This window comes from Virgibacillus sp. W0430, assembly GCF_051846935.1.
In the GTDB taxonomy this organism is placed as follows: Bacteria; Bacillota; Bacilli; order Bacillales; family Amphibacillaceae; genus JBPYCR01.
Genome location: NZ_JBPYCS010000001.1, coordinates 126,935 through 142,896, shown reverse-complemented (window position 1 = coordinate 142,896; position 15,962 = coordinate 126,935). Strand labels below are relative to the sequence as shown.

Here is a 15,962-nt window from a genome sequence, read left to right as displayed (position 1 = left end):
AACCTCTTTTATTTATATTTTGCGAAACTTTAACACATATTGTTGTGTGATAGGATCCGACTCTGGCTCAGCCTTCCCATAGAAATACGCCCTATGTCGGTAATTTAATTTCTACTATTTTTAACAAATAGCTTAGGTGAAAAGTAAGCAATTGTGGCTGCAAAAAAAGCTGAAAGAAAAGGGGAAAGAGAAGGATTTCCTTTAATAACATCACTGCTCGATAAACTTCCACTTTGCCTCCAAACAGTTGTCATATCTGGCGTGAAAAAAAGTGTCATCAAATATCCAGATATAACTTGAAATGCTGCAAATAAAGCTAAAAAACTAATTGAAAATACAATAAAATTTTTCACTGATATCTCCCTCCGTTTATTTACTAATTGCCAGCTCTCGTACGACTTTTAAGTTGATTAGAAAAAAATATAAGAAAGGATAAAGCCTCCGTACGGTTTAGATTTACGAGAATATAGCACGAATCTAGGGCGATTATTATTCTAGCAAAGCGCCCGTTTATGTAAGTCTTGACACCACTATTAAAAATAGAAATCTTTTAATCTTTCTTACGTTTAAATATCAACTCATAGAAGGATGGCATACCGTAACTTTTTATTCCTGGTGCAAATATTTGTACCAACTCCCATCCCTCTTTTTCGTGTTCATAAACAACTGAATGATAATCCTTCTCTGGACTGCGTTTAAAGGCGGATAAGTCAACTTTCACAAATTTATGCTCATACACTAAAATAACCTCCTAAATTTTTCTTTGTTCATTTCGATTCACCCTTGCATGATTCCTTCCCTTGTTCCGTTAAATGACCAATTTTTATTTTTGATTTGCGCCCAATTGTTGTTCAGTAATGGTTATGTAAAACTTATGCAGTATGATTTTTCGCTTCTTCTTTAGTGCATACAATTAATGCGATTATATTAAATATGATTGTTAACACACCAAGCATTGGAGCAATCCATATTAACGTACCAATAGTATCCATAATTGCTGAAAAACCTTCAATTTGCACTCTATTATTAATCTCGAATAGCTGCAAACATAATGATGCTATACAAGCACTAAAACTAAAAATTATGTAGCTCAAACTTTTTTGGTAGTCACTCTCATAGCTAATAAGGGAGCAACCAAAGCAATAACACCAAGTAACAAACTTCCTAAATTTAGCATTAATATCTTCCTCATTTCAAAATATCTAACTGGCATCCTTAACAATCTGGTCCTTTAACGGCACAATGATTATTCAACAATTGCGCCCGTTTGCTTAATTGAGGATTGAATTAATATCCTAAATTTTTTTTTTAATGTCCTGTTTAAAAATTGTACTGTTTGATCCCACGAATGGCTTGCTGCCTTTGTATTATCTTTCTTTGTACCTCCAAAAATCATTCTCATATGAAATTGAGTGTTTCCTGTAATCTGAGGAAGGTTGGGTAGGTTACCGGGAAATGGTGCAAAATGCCCTGCATTCTTATAATAAATGAACTTGTTCTGGCTTTTATATTCATGATTTTGTAGACGTCCGGCCATTTGCTTCGTGAAATATACAGCAGGTTGGACATGGTCATCCTCACCTGCAATAAACATCATTGGTGCCTTAATTTCTTCAACAGGTATGCTGTTTCCTCTGGCTTTTGTTTGTTTTGTAGATTTCGGTTCATCACTTCCAAACTGGAGAAAGGCTTTCCGAGAACCCAGTGCTTAAAAAAAGAAATTGTATCTCGTGTAGTGCGCTTGACTTTAAAATAGGGAAGGGGTTCACCTTTATAGGTCCAAGCTGGTTTATCTACCGGCTGCATATTGACAATTCCGGGAAAAACAACCGCACTTGGTGCGACAGCAATCACGGAATTGATGTTAGGAAAATGACTTGCGTATAGTAAAGCGAGTTCAGATCCTCGTGAAAATCCAATAATGCCACAGCGATTATGATCAACTTGTGATAAGTCCTTTAAATATTTAAACGCATGATCTACATACTCAAGCGGGATGTTAATAATCCCTTTCGGTAATCCTTCTTGGCCGAAATAGGCAAGGGCAAATACAACATATCCCTCACTTGCAAGCAAGGAAGCGGCAGATTCATGCACCACTGCATCTGATCCACCTACAATCACAACAGCAGGTAATAAGTCCGCATTCTCGGGAAAAAATAATGATCCAACCAATGTATCATCATTCAATACTTTTTTAACGACGTTATTTTGATAAAAAGTACGAGTCACTTTTTCTGAAGCTATTAATTTATCATGATCATAAACTTCAATATGAACCTCAAGTGGCTCCGAACTGTGTTTGATAAACATACGACCCTTCTTGGACTGCATTGACCAGAATAATCCGCAAACATCTACACCTTTATAGTCACCTTCTATCGGTGAATGTTGATTCAAATCAATAAAGCCATTTGCATCGGATATATATGTTGCTTGTGAAGTAAATGTCGTTTGACGGTCGTCTTTAGCAGTTGCTTTGATAACAATTGGATGTAACGGTTCATTTGTATCGATTTGAAAAAAAAGAGTTCATCTGTTTTCGATTCTATTGGAGCAATGTTTATCTTTAAACGATCATGATTTAATGTCATCTTCATATTTCCCTTCCCAGCATGTGTTAATAAGGATCAATGCGTTTATTCCACAAAATGGCCCATGAAACAACAACGAGGCGCACGAGACTTATTCCGTTTTTGCGCCCGATTCTTATATTAAAGCATTGGTTCATCTTTATCGCTTAATTTGATACGAAAAAATAAAAAAGGAACAAATATAAGACTTAAATATCCCAATGTAAAGAACCTTTGCGTTTTAGCTGAAATGTATTGTCTATGACCACAATTAGGACAGTCTTTTCCGCTTTTTGAAAAACACAACGACAAAATTTCTTTGGAATTCCACTTATAATTACAATTAGTGCAGTGTGGCATAAAATCACCTTCTATTTCTCATTGAATTTAATTGTAATTCGAGGCGCCGACTCCAGCGAGAACAGCGCGAGCTGAAAGCCCCACAGGTAGCGAAGCGAACGAGGAGATTGAAGCCGTGCCCGCGGAAAGCGTGCGCCGGAACGGAAAGCAACAGTTTGACCCGTTTGTTGAATATTCCATAATTTTATACACACCTTATCATATAAAACATATAACTTCTACCTACCTGCAAAAGTTTCGCACTCATAGCGAGAAATCCTTCAAGTATTTATGCTACTATTTTACGCTTCGTAAATTCCATTTAAAGTAAATTAGATATTAAAAAAACTAGTTATAAGTAACTTCCATGCTTTCACACATAAAAATAAGTACATCTGCTTATTGGTGAACTGTCTTATTATTTACAATACGTTTGTTTGAGTGTAATTCTGTTAGTACGGATGCGTTCTTAAAAGATTTACAAATAATTCTAACGCTTTTGTTTGGAACGGTGATTTTCGAATAAAGGAAAATGTCCTTTCCATTGGTAAACCTTCCAAGTACACTTCTTTTATGCCCCCATCCTTCAACTCTTTTTTTATTGTCCATTTTGACATTACACTTAAACCCATTCCAGACTCAACCGCTTCCTTTATAAGCTGTGTACTACTAAATTCCAGTTGTTTTTTAGGCATTATATCGAACAGACGAAAGACCTTCTCCGTCACCTCTCTCGTTCCTGATCCGGTTTCTCTAGTAATCCAAGTCTCTTTTGCCAACGCGCCATTTCCCACTTGTTCTACCTTACTAGTTAAAGGATGATGGGCGGCAGCCGCAATTATGAATTCATCTTCCGTGAAAGGTTCTATAAACAAATCTTTTTCTACGATTGCTCCTTCTACAATTCCTACATCGATTTTATGATTCGCTACTAACTGAGCAATTTTAGCTGTATTACCAATAGTTACCCTGGGTATAATATTTGGGTAATGTGCTTGCATTTGAGCAAGCAACTTGGGCAGTACATATTCACCAAATGTATAACTAGCACCTATTGACAAAGGGCCATGTGCTTTATTTTGCAAATCGTCAACAAGCGTTTGCATTTTTGTATAGAGTCCGATAATTTCCTTCCCATGGTGATATACAATTTCGCCAGCTTTATTTAATCGGACAAACTTATTCGTACGCTCGAGCAAGCGAGTGCCGATATGATTTTCGAACGCTCTAATATATTGGCTCACAGCCGGCTGCGTCATATGCAATTCTTCAGCTGCTCTAGAAAAACTTTGCTTTTCCGCTACAGTTATAAAAACTTGTAAATGATTATCCATTCTCGAACCCCCCATTGTATATAATTTATACTTAAACACTTATAGATAGTATAACAATAAATTATTTCACTTATAGTTAAAACCATATTATGTTTATTTTAGGAGGTGACGGGATGTCTTTTCAGCTTAAAAATCAAACAACGATGTGGATTGCCGGTGTGGCTTTCACATTTTTAATCGCATTGCTCGGTTTTTTATTAGCTCAATTACCCGGATTTAATCATATCGGACAATTAGCAAGTGCAATTATTATCGCGGTAACATACAGGCAGTTTTTTGGATATCCGGAAGCAATTCGAGCTGGAATTACGTTTTCTTCAAAAAAGTTACTACGGTTAGCCATCATCTTATACGGTTTAAAGCTAAATATTGATGTCGTATTGCATGATGGCTTAGGTCTACTCGCTCGGGGGGGTGTCATTATTGGTGTGGCAATATTATTAACGGTCTGGTTAGCAAAAATTTTTAAAGCAGATTCTATGATCTCTCTTTTATTAGGTGTTGGAACAGGTGTGTGTGGAGCGGCAGCAATTGCAGCTGTGGCACCAATAGTAAAGGCAAAAGAAGAAGACACGGCTATTGGCGTTGGGATTATCGCTTTAATGGGAACGGTCTTTTCTATTATTTATACCGTTCTTATCCCCATCTTGCCCATTAGCGCACTAGATTATGGAATGTGGTCTGGAATTAGTTTGCATGAGCTTGCACATGTAGCGATTGCTGCCGAACCTTCAGGGCAGGATGCATTGGCACTAGCTTTATTAGCTAAATTAGGGCGTGTCTTTTTACTCGTGCCGCTTTGCTTTATTTTTATATTCTTAATGAAAAGAAAAGCTTCCTCCACGGATCAAGGTGGGGCAAAAGTTGAATTCCCTTGGTTTTTGATTGGTTTCATTTTATTAAGCGTACTTGGAAGTTACGTATTCGGCCACTCCATACCAGTGCCAGAGGGGATTATGCAATTCGTATCTGCACTTACAGCTTGGTTATTGACTGCTGCTATGGTTGGACTTGGCTTAAATGTGAGCTTGCGTGATTTACGGGCGCGTGCATTAAAGCCATTGGCAGCTATGACGATTACGTCCATCTGTATATCAATCTTGGCATATATCATAATATAAAAAAGATGAACAGATGTAACGGTAGCAACGAAAGACACTTACCCAATGCAATAGAACATTAAAAGCCGGGATGTCACGTTAAGCATTGTGAGCATCCCGACTTTATTATTGTTCTACTTTTTTCTGTTTCGTTATTTTTTCTTCATGTAAAGTTGATGTCGGGCCAGCTACAAGCAAATAGCTGTCCCCTTTTATTTGTAACATTTCACTAATCTCGCGAGAAGCATCGAGTAAATTACGTTCATTAATTCCCGTTTTGATATTCATTTCCTCAAGCATATGGACGACGTCTTCCGTCGCAACATTTCCTGAAGCGCCCGGTGCGTAAGGACAACCGCCAAGCCCCGATATTGCACTATCATAACGAGTTACACCTCGTTGTAAAGCTGCCAACGTATTGGCAAGCGCCATTCCCCTCGTATTATGGAAATGCATCGAATACACCATTTCTGGAAATTCCTTTTGTAAAATTGCTAGTGATTCGTACACTTGTTTTGGATGTGCCATTCCTGTTGTATCTGCTAGTGATATTTCTTTCACTCCCATTGCATCATAGCGAGAGATAATCTCAATTAGTCGTTCTACAGGTACTTTCCCTTCAAACGGACAACCAAATGCAACCGAAATAGACCCCATTACCGTAACATTCTTTTTTGCAGCAAAGTCAAAAATTGGTGTCAGCTTCTGTTGGGCATCTTTTGAAGTAGCGTTTGCATTCGATAAGCTGTGAGAATCGGTTGCAGAGAGCATTGTTTTTAATTTCATTACGCCCGCATCCACCGCTCTTTCTGCCCCTTTTAAATTAGGTACGAGTGCACGAATATCGATTCCTCCTAGCGATTCAATAACGGTACTGACGACTTTATCAGCGTCCTTCATTTGAGGGATCGCACGCGGATGAACAAAAGATGCTATTTCCAATGATGAAATACCTGTTTGTGCTAGCCTGCGAATAATCTTAATCTTCTCGTCCGTCGGAATCCACGTTGAAATTGCCTGAAATCCGTCTCGAGGTGCAACTTCACATACTGTAACCTTTTTAGGTAACGGTAACTTTTCTGTCATTTAGATCACTCCTTGCTCTTTTAAGGCTGCTATCTCGTCACTTGATAAGCCGAGCGCGTCTCCTAAAACTTCATCGTTATGCTCGCCAAGCTCTGGTGCTCGATGCCGAATAGACCCTGGTGTATCCGAAAACTTCGGCACAATGCCTGGTACTTTTACCCTCCCGAGACGCGGGTGCTCTACTTCAACAATGTTTTCTCTTGCTTTATATTGCGGATCATTAAATATATCTTCTATTGTATAAATTGGACTAACTGGAACACCTTCAGCATCCAGCTTTTCTGTTAATTCCTTTTGCGGGAATTGCTTAATCCAGCTTGAAACAATCTTCTGAACTTCTATATCATTTTCCAGTCGTACCGCATTTGTGTAATACCGGTCATCATCCAGCATATCCTCTCGATCCATTGCCTTGGCCAGTCGATTAAATGTCGAATCTGTACTGCACACTAGTACAACAAATCTCCCATCTTTCGTTTCATATGTGCCAGCCGGACTGGAATGGCCAGATAGTCCGGGACTTCTTTCGCGTACTTTTTTATTTTGATCGTATTCAGCGATTAAAAATTCTAGCATTCGGAAAATAGATTCATATAATCCCATTTCAACGACCTGTCCTTCATTTTCCTCTGCACGATCACGATGGTACAATGCAGCAACCCCTGCAAAAGCTACATATATTCCTGTAATATAATCAAGTAATGAATAAGAAGGACTTACTGGTGGACGATCAGGAAAACCTTGAATTGCTGTATGACCACTGAAAGCTGTTCCAGGAGTTCCGAATCCTGCCTTTTCTCGATAAGGACCTGTTTGTCCATATCCTGATACACGTATCATTACCAAATCTGAGTTTTCTTTTTTTAATTCCTCATAGCCGAGTCCCCATTTTTCTAATGTTCCCGGTCGAAAATTTTCGATTAAAATATCCGATTGCGCAATTAATTGTTTGAATATCCTTTTTCCTTCTTCTTTTCGAATATCTAATGTTACCGATTTTTTATTCCTTGCAAGTCCTGGCCAGCGTAATGCTTCTCCATCCTTCCAAGGCCCTACCGTTCGTAATGTATCCCCTTTATTCGGAAGCTCCAGTTTAATCACTTCTGCGCCAAAGTCAGCGAGCAGCGTTGCACCAAATGGAGCCGCAATCATCGTTGAAATATCAAGTATTTTTATGCCACTTAAGGGACCAATATTCTTTGTTGTCATTTCCAAACTACCTCCATTACAATTCTAATAGATCGATCTAATTTACCTTTACGGTTAAATTTAAAACAGTGTGGTATCTTCCCAACTGCCTGTTATAATGTTAGCGAATAGACGACGTTCCGAATCTGTTTCTTTATTTCACATACCGGTGGAATTGGACTATTTCACCTAGATTGTAGCCTAGTTACTTAATTGAGCGAGTTATCCTACGCGCTTATAATTCAAAGCCTAAACTTGTCGATATCTCGATTGCCGCTGCAACAAGAATTGTTTTTAAATCCGCGACCTTCCGAGGATTAAAGCGGTTTGCTGGACCTGAAATAGATAATGCCGCAACAACCTCGCCATTTATATTGAAGATGGGAGCTGCAGCTGCCGATGTACCAGCTTCCCTTTCCTCTATACTATCTGCGTATTTGTCTAAAACGATTTGGTTTAGTTCCTGCATCAGTGCATGCTTCGTTTTTACCATTGTTTGCTTATCCATCATCTCATGAATAAACTTTTTCGCCTGATACGCTAATAAAACCTTTCCACTTGCACCTACTGTCAAAGGCAAACCTTGCCCAATTTGAATCATATGCTTTACAGAATAAGGACTTTCATACTGTTGCACACATACTCTAGCTTCGCCTTCAAGTACATATAGATTAATTGTTTCCTTCAATTGATCTCTCAACCGAACCATTATTTCTTTTGACATTTCTATAAGCTGCATTGATCTTCCAGCAGCATGACCTAAGAAGTAGAGTTGCCTTCCTAAACGATATTTGTTGGAAGATGTATTTCTCTCAATAAAGAAGTTCATTTCTAAAGTCGCCAACAATCGAGTTGTAGTTGACTTTGCTAACCCTGTTTTTTGTGCAATTTCCGTTAATGTTAGTTCATTATTCTCTCTGTCAAAACAATGTAAAAGATCGATTGCTCGTTGTACTGAACGATTCACTTGCACATTTATTTCTTCTCCCACTATATTCATCCTCCGTTCGACCAAAAGTGGAATTGAGTTTTACAGTATAGAACTTATGTATATAGTTTAAAACAATCGAATACCTATTTCAATCTTTATGTAATTCGTTAGAAACTTTCATTGTACGAGTCGATCGCTTAAGAGTTGCTTAATTAACCTACAACATTGATGCAAAACGGTTGAAAAATTAAGGAATAACTTTATTATTTAATTTTTCTAAAATAATGATGACATTATAAATTTTCTGTGATAAAATACGTTTATTAATAGTTCCACCTACATTTCATCAGTTCCATACAATGGAACTTTTTTGAAATATAGGTAACCGCTTACAATCATTTGACGGAGGTGGCAACTAAAATATAAATAAAGTTTCATTCAACAGACGTAACACACTATTATAATGGGGGGAAGAACAAATGAAAAATAAAGTATCAAAATTACTTTTACCTATCCTAGCAGGATTAATTTTAGTACTAGCAGCTTGTAATTCAGAATCTTCTAGTAATGAGGGTTCCGATTCAGATTCGAGCTCCGATTCAAACGATGAACAAGCAACAGCGTACCCTGAACAAGACATTGATGGAATTATTATGTGGGGGGAAGGTGGAGCAACAGATATTATTGCACGGACGCTTGCACCACTTGTTGAAGATGAAATTGGCACTTCTTTAGTAATGCAAAATAAGGCAGGAGCGGCAGGAGCGATCGCAACCCAATACGTGTATGATCAGCCAGCTGACGGCTATACATTATTATTCGGTGCAGAAAACCCTAACTTATATCAAGTATTAGACATATCCGAACGTAGTTACCAAGAGGACTTTGTTCCAGTAACGGTTATTGCAAATAGCTTTGCTGGCATTATCGTAAAAGAAGATTCTCCAATAAAAACAATCGAGGATTTGGTTGAGCAAGCAAATGCAAATCCGAACGACATGATTTTTGGAACAACAGGTGAAGGCGGCTTGCCAAGTGTTGTTCTTGCAATGTTACAAAACGAGTTAGGAACAGAGTTTAAAACGGTACCATACGATGGAGAAGGGCCAGTCGCTACCGCTCTTTTAGGTGGAGAAGTCGATGTGACTGCTGTAACGGTCTCAGCAGCTCAAGAGTATGTTAATTCCGGTGACTTTCGTATGTTAGCTGTTGTAAACAATGAATCTATTTCGTCTCTTCCTGACGTGCCACCAATTACAGAGGCATACCCAGAAATTGGCAAGTACTTGCCATGGGGACCATTCCAAGCGATATTCGCCCATAAAGATACACCAGAAGATATTGTAAAGCAGCTATCTGACTCTGTTCATACAGCTGTAGAATCAGACGATTTTAAAGAAACATTAGCAAATCTAGGTATGGAATATTTGAACATTAACGGACAAGAAGCAATTGATTTTGTAAACAAAAACCGCTCTACATCTGCATGGATGTTATTTGAAGCAGGAGAAACAGAAGTCTCCCCTGAAGAATTTGATATTCCAAAAGTAGAGGAATAAGCTTTATACTTATTTTAAGAATATAATAGATCCATTGATGGGCTACTGAGAAACAGCTTTGTTTCATATCTTTTCTCGTAGCCCTTCTTCCTTTAACGTATTCGCCTTATAGCAGACAGCAGACGGTAACTCATTGAACTTACATAGATCCTTTAAAAAGGAGAATTTACATGCATACATTAAAACAAATTGCCCCTGGGTTAATTATGATTTTCGTTAGTTTACTATTTTTAAGCCAAGCAATTACAATGGAAAAGGCTTCTATATTTGACCCTGCAGGGGGGAGCTTTCTACCTGCTCTAATCGCATTAATTATGATTGTTGCTGGCCTAACAGTTGTTTTTCAAGAAATTAGAAAAGTTAAATTCACCTCCAACCTAAATGCATCCGAAAATGACAAAGAGGATACGGAAGATAAACTTACATTTAAGGAATATAAATTAATTCTTATCTATTTCCTACTCATCCTTATTTATGTAGGTGTACTATCCATCGTTACCTTTTTTCCTGCTACCTTACTTTTCTTACTTCTAAGCATGGTTTATTTACGAAATGTATCTTTAAAAGTTAATATTTTAGTATCTATAGGCAGTGTAGTTATTATCTATTTATTATTCTCTCAAGTATTTCAGATCATCTTTCCGTAAGGAGGTTCATCATGGAAATCGTACAACAATTTCTCATACCCTTTTTAAATCTTAAGTTATTGCTTTTTGTTGCAGCTGGAACCTTCGCTGGAATTATTATCGGTGCAATACCTGGACTCTCCGTTACGATGGGAGTCGCATTACTTCTATCTTTAACCTATTCATGGGAGCTATATGATGCTTTAGCATTAATGCTCGGTGTATATTTTGGAGGCGTCTTTGGAGGGTCAAGAGCAGCCATTCTTATTAATATGCCAGGTGCGACCTCTTCCGTTGCAACTACCTTTGACGGATACCCGATGGCACAAAAGGGAGAAGCAAAGCTTGCTTTAACGTTAACGACAATTTTTTCATTTGTTGGCGGGATCGTTGGAATTATTGTTTTAGCATCTGCCGCTCCATTTGTCGCTAAAATTGCCATCAACTTCGGACAGCGCGATTATTTGCTACTCGCATTGCTCGGTCTTTTGCTCGTAGGCAGTCTCAGTAAAGGCTCCATGTCTAAAGGGATATTTGCTGCGGGTGCAGGCGTCATTATTGGTCTTGTTGGCATGGATCCAATCGGCGGCGGGAGTCGTTTTACATTTGGTTCATTGCAATTAATGAATGGCGTTAATTTTGTCGTTGCAATTCTCGGACTATTCGGTATGGCAGAAATTCTATATCAAATGAAAAGCTTAACAACGGAAGGAAAAGCTACGATTTTAAAGAAAACCGCCTTCCCTACGTTAAAGTTTTTATTCAAATTTCTTCCACTAACGTTACGTGTATCCATCATGGGTGTCTTAATTGGAGCTTTACCGGGTGCAGGTGGAGAAATTGCCGCTTTACTAGGCTATGATCACGCAAAACAAACGGTTAAAAAGCCAAACAGACCCTTTGGCGAGGGAGCACACGAAGGGGCGATTGCGCCTGAAGCTGCAAATAACGCCGCAATTGGCGGTGCGCTCATTCCATTGCTAACGCTCGGGATTCCAGGTGATGCAGTTACCGCAATCTTTATCGGTGCCTTGTTCATCCATGGATTACAGCCTGGTCCATTATTGATGGAACAAAGTGGCGATCTATTCTGGATGATCGTCGGTTCGGCAACGTTAGCGAATATCTTCTTACTCTTATTCGGTTTAGCTGTTGTATCCATCTTTATCCGAATTATTACCGTACCGAATCAAATTTTGTTACCTATTATTGCAGTCATTACAGTTATCGGTTCGTATGCGTTAAATAATAGTATGACTGATGTATATTGGATGCTTGGGTTTGGATTATTTGGGTTCTTTATGAAGGTACACAAATTCCCTGTTGCACCTTTAGTTTTAGGGATGATATTAGGCCCGCTCGTTGATACGTCCTTCCGAAGAGCCTATATGGGGTCAGACGGTGGAATCGACTTTTTATTCGGATTTGTAAACACACCGATAACGTTCGTATTGACGATCGTATTTATTTTCACAATCGCATCCCAAACAAACGTATTTAAAAAGTGGAAAACAGCATTCAAAAAGTCGTAACGCACTTGTCCAGTTATGCGTCTCGTAGAAATGCACGCGAAGCTAGTTAGTAAAATTAGGGCAGTCAATGTTATTTAACTAGATATCGAGATTTTTAAAGAAAGCCGTTCAATTATTCGGCTCTTTGTCAAATAGTGTTGGTGGCTGAATTAAGGTCGCTAAAATATTAATGATTCGGGATCTGTTTATCTTGCCGCTTAAGCGGCAGGATAAACAGATTCTTTTTGTTGGTTTACAATTGCTCTTAACTTGAAATGAAGCATAATTCTATTTTTAAAGTTATTAAAGTTTTGGTAGCCATATGCAACTCGATTTAATACTTTTATTTTATTATTAATGCCTTCAATTCGACCATTACTGTATTGGTGTGAAAGACTGTTCTCTATAAAAGGCAAGTGTTTTTGTAGTGTTTTTACGCTTGTTCTCATATAGCGTGAGATTGTACTTAGGTTAACCGTCGAATAATATGTCTTCAAGTGTCTTGAAATCTTTTTCTTTGATGCTTTCCAATATTGATTGATAAAGATTGTAGTTCGCTTTTAGATAGGTATCGTAACTTAATAATTCTTCTACTATATTAACTTCGAGACGTTGTCCGAACAGCCTGTAGTACTTGTAATCGGTATAAGATAAATCCTTTTTGTATTTCAATAATAGTCTCCAATATCTTTTTAAACGCCGGTATTTTTTCATATCTTCCCCATTTGATGTTCGTAGGGAATTCATGACACGTACGCGTGTCATATTCATTGCACGACTAATTAATTGAACTAGGTGAAAACGGTCAATAATAATTTTCGCTTGTGGAAATACTTCTTGGATGACATTCACATATCCCGCATTCATATCTATGGTGACAGTTTCTACTTCTTTTAAATCGCGTCTTTGGTAGTTGGCAATAAAATGGCTTTTAATTGTATAGCTATCACGGCGCTCCAAAATATCAAGGATGTCTCCAGTCTCTCCATTAACATATTCAAAGGCCATTTGGCCCTTTGCATATTTAAATTCATCAAACGATAAATGTTTTGGTAATGCATGATAGTAAGGCTTATGTTTTTTAGTTTCTTTCGTTATGATACGTTGCACTGTTGCGGTTGAAGCGGAACAGTCTTTGGCGATGTCGGTTAGGGATTGTGCATCGGTTGATTTTATAAGTACTTTCGCTCTTGTATGATTTGAAATAAAGCAGTGTTCTTCGACAATTGATGTACGTGCAATAAACGAAGTATTACAAGCTTTACAGAAAAATCGCTGTTTCTTTAAGTTTAAATACGTTGGATATATACCGGACATTGGTAGGGTGATACTTGATGTTTTCGTGCCATTTTTATAAATGGTATAATTTTCATTCTTAACCCCACAACATGCACAGTGTGTTGGTGTGTAGGTAAGTTTAGCTGGAATAAACTTGATCATGATTCCTTGATGTTTCTTAATTTGAATAGAATCTTCTACAATCGTAATGTTTTTATCTTGTATATCGAGTAAAACTTTTATATTCTTAGAATAAGACAAGTGATTTTGTAACCGTCAAGTTAATTCGAACACTTTTCGCTCATTAATTTTGAACAGTTTTCTCACTAAATATCGAGCTACGATGTTTTAGTCTATAACTGTCACCTCCTAATTGAATAACCTCAGCTCGATGAATAATCCTATCGAGAATAGCTGCTGTAATCGCTGGATCACCCAATAATTCACCCCATTCACCTGGTCCTTTGTTTGACGTTAATATAATTGAAGATTGATTATGTAACTCATTAATTAAGTGAAAGAATAGGCTGGCTTCTCGTTGATCCATTGCCATAAACATAAGATCATCTATGATGATCAAATTTGAATCTCTTAATCTTTTTAATCGAATTTGTGATTTTCGTGTTATTTCTTCCGTTTTTAATACATGAATGAGTTCTCCCATTGATATAAATGTCACCTTGTATCCTTCGTGTATCACCTTGATTCCTAAGCCTATAGATAAATGAGTTTTACCTACACCAGTTGGTCCTAAAAGAATAAGGTTATAGAGTTGATCCAGCCATGCTAGATCAACTAACTGATTGAATTGCTTTTTCCTCATTTAATACAAACTCATTCAGAGTTTTATAGTTTGGAAATGTAGCCCATTTCATCCTTCTCTCTATTAACTTCTCTCCTCGTCTTCTTAGTTCGTATGACATAATCTCTAAAAAAATTGGGTATATGATAAGTCCTGATTTTCTGCTTTCTTTAAGGCTCTAAAATATATGTTGGGGTAACGAGAAAATTCAGGCATGAAAAAACACGCAGGCTCCTGACTTTGTTAGACTTTGTTAGACTTTGTTTAGACCAATAAACAAACCTACAAAAGGAGCTGCGTGCATATGTATTCTAACATTTCTCTACCCGGATTTAAAGGGATCATCATTAAGGAAGCCGTTGAGGTTAAGGGGAACTATCATCTTCATGTTGAGATGGAGCGCAGGGCGCATCACTGCCCGGCTGAAGAGTGTGGGCAGATGACAGAGAAAGTCCATGATTACAGGGTTCAGAAGATCCAGCACATGAAGATCTTCGCACGCCCGGCAACGGTATACTATCGGAAACGGCGTTATGTATGTGATTGTGGCAAACGCTTCTTCGAAGAGAACGAGCTTGTGGATCGGTATCAGCGCCAGTCTCGGGAGTTCAAACAGACCATGGCGATTGAGTTGATCCACGGGAAAAGCTTCAAAGATGTGGCCTTGCGCCTGGGAACCTCGCCGACGACCGTCATGCGTCGGTTTGATGAAGTGGAGCACACTCATCTGAAAGAGACGAAGGAATTGCCGCGTATCATCGCAATTGATGAATACAAAGGCGATGCAGGCGGTGAACGCTTCCAGACAATTATCGCTGACCCGGTAAACCGCAGACCGCTCGAAATTCTTCCGGATCGAAAGAAAGAGACCGTAAAGGAATACCTAAAAAAGTATGGCGGCAAGGTAGAAGTCGTCGTGATGGACATGAGCCATTCTTTTAAGGCAGCTGTGGATCAGGCGCTGAACCGCCCGATTGTCGTGGCAGACCGTTTTCATTTCGTCCGTTACATTTACTGGGCACTTGAGCGCGTAAGACGGCACGTACAGAAGGATTTCAGCGATTATGACCGGAAGAAGTGCAAACGCATGAAGCATGTCTTCTATAAACGAAACGGGAAACTTACAGAGAAACAGCAGTGGTATCTGGACCGGTATCTTGGCATGTCGGATTACATGCGCAAGGCGTATGAACTGAAAGAGGCATTCTGTGTCTGGTTTGACAGGGCAAAGGAGACGGGTGAGCACGATTTAGCTGCCACGCGTGAAGGGCTTCATGCCTTCTACAGTCTTGTCGGCCAATCAGGTGTAACGGAGTTCGCAAAGGTTACTGAGACTTTCCGCAACTGGCAGAAGGAAATCATGAACAGCTTCGCATTCGGCCTGCATAACGGCTACATCGAAGGCATTAATAATCAGACGAAGGTGATCAAGCGCAATGCATTCGGTTTCAGGCGCTTTGACCGGTTCCGTCTGCGCATTCTGTTGCATCATCAATACAAACAGATTAATGGTCGGCTTACATAGTTAAGGGGCAGGCGATTTTCTCGCCCACCCCAACATTTGACCTAGAACCTTCTTTAATAATTCGGGTAAGTACTCTGCCGTTTCTGATAAACGTAAACTTTTTATAATCT

The 15,962-nt window shown here is 38.6% G+C and carries 16 protein-coding genes and 2 pseudogenes; 5 read left to right on the top strand and 13 right to left on the bottom strand.

All coding sequences use genetic code 11. The features are described from left to right. Positions 1–104: 104 nt before the first annotated feature. The 8 genes from ACLIBH_RS00660 to ACLIBH_RS00625 all read right to left on the bottom strand — a co-directional run bounded on the left by ACLIBH_RS00660 (position 105) and on the right by ACLIBH_RS00625 (position 4,246). Complete coding sequence (locus ACLIBH_RS00660) at positions 105–353, bottom strand: hypothetical protein (protein ID WP_439314744.1); 249 nt, start codon at positions 351–353, stop codon at positions 105–107. Between the two features lie 197 nt (positions 354–550). Further along, complete coding sequence (locus ACLIBH_RS00655; RefSeq protein ID WP_439314743.1) at positions 551–739, bottom strand: DUF4177 domain-containing protein; 189 nt, start codon at positions 737–739, stop codon at positions 551–553. 133 nt (positions 740–872) lie between these two features. Next, a complete protein-coding gene (locus tag ACLIBH_RS00650; protein WP_439314742.1) occupies positions 873–1,019 on the bottom strand; it encodes a hypothetical protein in 147 nt (48 codons plus the stop codon). A gap of 227 nt (positions 1,020–1,246) precedes the next feature. Continuing rightward, positions 1,247–1,597: an acyl-CoA thioester hydrolase/BAAT C-terminal domain-containing protein gene (locus ACLIBH_RS00645; RefSeq protein ID WP_439314741.1), complete on the bottom strand. Its 351-nt coding sequence runs from the start codon at positions 1,595–1,597 to the stop codon at positions 1,247–1,249. After that, entirely contained in the window at positions 1,594–2,484 is an 891-nt protein-coding gene (locus tag ACLIBH_RS00640) for an acyl-CoA thioesterase/BAAT N-terminal domain-containing protein (RefSeq protein ID WP_439314838.1), read from the bottom strand. The genes ACLIBH_RS00645 and ACLIBH_RS00640 overlap by 4 nt, the downstream gene beginning before the upstream one ends. Further along, positions 2,397–2,600, bottom strand: a complete 204-nt coding sequence (locus tag ACLIBH_RS00635; protein WP_439314740.1) for a hypothetical protein — start codon at positions 2,598–2,600, stop codon at positions 2,397–2,399. Before ACLIBH_RS00635 ends, ACLIBH_RS00640 begins: the two co-directional genes overlap by 88 nt. A gap of 114 nt (positions 2,601–2,714) precedes the next feature. Further along, positions 2,715–2,933, bottom strand: coding sequence for a TIGR04104 family putative zinc finger protein (locus tag ACLIBH_RS00630; RefSeq protein WP_439314739.1), 219 nt, complete (start codon positions 2,931–2,933; stop codon positions 2,715–2,717). A 431-nt stretch (positions 2,934–3,364) separates the two neighbouring features. Then, complete coding sequence (locus tag ACLIBH_RS00625; protein ID WP_439314738.1) at positions 3,365–4,246, bottom strand: LysR family transcriptional regulator; 882 nt, start codon at positions 4,244–4,246, stop codon at positions 3,365–3,367. Positions 4,247–4,359: 113 nt separating this feature from the next. Between ACLIBH_RS00625 and ACLIBH_RS00620 the strand changes: the two genes are divergently transcribed. After that, positions 4,360–5,367: a YeiH family protein gene (locus ACLIBH_RS00620; protein ID WP_439314737.1), complete on the top strand. Its 1,008-nt coding sequence runs from the start codon at positions 4,360–4,362 to the stop codon at positions 5,365–5,367. 105 nt (positions 5,368–5,472) lie between these two features. Here the strand turns inward: ACLIBH_RS00620 and ACLIBH_RS00615 are convergent, their stop codons facing one another. From ACLIBH_RS00615 to ACLIBH_RS00605, 3 genes are all read right to left on the bottom strand, one after another. Next, on the bottom strand, positions 5,473–6,432 hold the full coding sequence (locus tag ACLIBH_RS00615) for a hydroxymethylglutaryl-CoA lyase (protein WP_439314736.1): 960 nt from the start codon (positions 6,430–6,432) through the stop codon (positions 5,473–5,475). Continuing rightward, a complete protein-coding gene (locus tag ACLIBH_RS00610; RefSeq protein ID WP_439314735.1) occupies positions 6,433–7,641 on the bottom strand; it encodes a CaiB/BaiF CoA transferase family protein in 1,209 nt (402 codons plus the stop codon). It lies immediately after the preceding gene. A 214-nt stretch (positions 7,642–7,855) separates the two neighbouring features. Further along, a complete protein-coding gene (locus ACLIBH_RS00605) occupies positions 7,856–8,620 on the bottom strand; it encodes an IclR family transcriptional regulator (RefSeq protein WP_439314734.1) in 765 nt (254 codons plus the stop codon). A 410-nt stretch (positions 8,621–9,030) separates the two neighbouring features. On the opposite strand from ACLIBH_RS00605, the gene ACLIBH_RS00600 reads away from it, so the two are divergent. From ACLIBH_RS00600 to ACLIBH_RS00590, 3 genes are all read left to right on the top strand, one after another. Continuing rightward, complete coding sequence (locus tag ACLIBH_RS00600) at positions 9,031–10,110, top strand: tripartite tricarboxylate transporter substrate binding protein (protein ID WP_439314733.1); 1,080 nt, start codon at positions 9,031–9,033, stop codon at positions 10,108–10,110. A gap of 170 nt (positions 10,111–10,280) precedes the next feature. After that, positions 10,281–10,757, top strand: coding sequence for a tripartite tricarboxylate transporter TctB family protein (locus tag ACLIBH_RS00595; protein ID WP_439314732.1), 477 nt, complete (start codon positions 10,281–10,283; stop codon positions 10,755–10,757). Between the two features lie 11 nt (positions 10,758–10,768). Beyond that, positions 10,769–12,268: a tripartite tricarboxylate transporter permease gene (locus ACLIBH_RS00590; RefSeq protein WP_439314731.1), complete on the top strand. Its 1,500-nt coding sequence runs from the start codon at positions 10,769–10,771 to the stop codon at positions 12,266–12,268. 197 nt (positions 12,269–12,465) lie between these two features. Here ACLIBH_RS00590 and ACLIBH_RS00585 read toward each other — a convergent pair. Beyond that, positions 12,466–13,687: pseudogene (locus ACLIBH_RS00585) on the bottom strand (ISL3 family transposase). Between the two features lie 142 nt (positions 13,688–13,829). Beyond that, positions 13,830–14,501 (bottom strand): annotated as a pseudogene (gene istB / locus ACLIBH_RS00580) (IS21-like element helper ATPase IstB); the annotation flags it as partial. Between the two features lie 124 nt (positions 14,502–14,625). On the opposite strand from istB, the gene ACLIBH_RS00575 reads away from it, so the two are divergent. Beyond that, positions 14,626–15,852, top strand: coding sequence for an ISL3 family transposase (locus ACLIBH_RS00575; protein ID WP_439314730.1), 1,227 nt, complete (start codon positions 14,626–14,628; stop codon positions 15,850–15,852). The last annotated feature ends 110 nt before the right edge of the window (positions 15,853–15,962 follow it).

Bases quoted from the DNA above. Each gene is read 5' to 3' on its own strand.
- ACLIBH_RS00590 (WP_439314731.1), top strand. From the start codon at position 10,769: ATGGAAATCGTACAACAATTTCTCATACCCTTTTTAAATCTTAAGTTA.
- ACLIBH_RS00600 (WP_439314733.1), top strand. From the start codon at position 9,031: ATGAAAAATAAAGTATCAAAATTACTTTTACCTATCCTAGCAGGATTA.
- ACLIBH_RS00625 (WP_439314738.1), bottom strand. From the start codon at position 4,246: ATGGATAATCATTTACAAGTTTTTATAACTGTAGCGGAAAAGCAAAGT.
- ACLIBH_RS00645 (WP_439314741.1), bottom strand. From the start codon at position 1,597: ATGATGTTTATTGCAGGTGAGGATGACCATGTCCAACCTGCTGTATAT.
- ACLIBH_RS00605 (WP_439314734.1), bottom strand. From the start codon at position 8,620: ATGAATATAGTGGGAGAAGAAATAAATGTGCAAGTGAATCGTTCAGTA.
- ACLIBH_RS00595 (WP_439314732.1), top strand. From the start codon at position 10,281: ATGCATACATTAAAACAAATTGCCCCTGGGTTAATTATGATTTTCGTT.
- ACLIBH_RS00610 (WP_439314735.1), bottom strand. From the start codon at position 7,641: ATGACAACAAAGAATATTGGTCCCTTAAGTGGCATAAAAATACTTGAT.
- ACLIBH_RS00630 (WP_439314739.1), bottom strand. From the start codon at position 2,933: ATGCCACACTGCACTAATTGTAATTATAAGTGGAATTCCAAAGAAATT.
- ACLIBH_RS00620 (WP_439314737.1), top strand. From the start codon at position 4,360: ATGTCTTTTCAGCTTAAAAATCAAACAACGATGTGGATTGCCGGTGTG.
- ACLIBH_RS00635 (WP_439314740.1), bottom strand. From the start codon at position 2,600: ATGAAGATGACATTAAATCATGATCGTTTAAAGATAAACATTGCTCCA.
- ACLIBH_RS00615 (WP_439314736.1), bottom strand. From the start codon at position 6,432: ATGACAGAAAAGTTACCGTTACCTAAAAAGGTTACAGTATGTGAAGTT.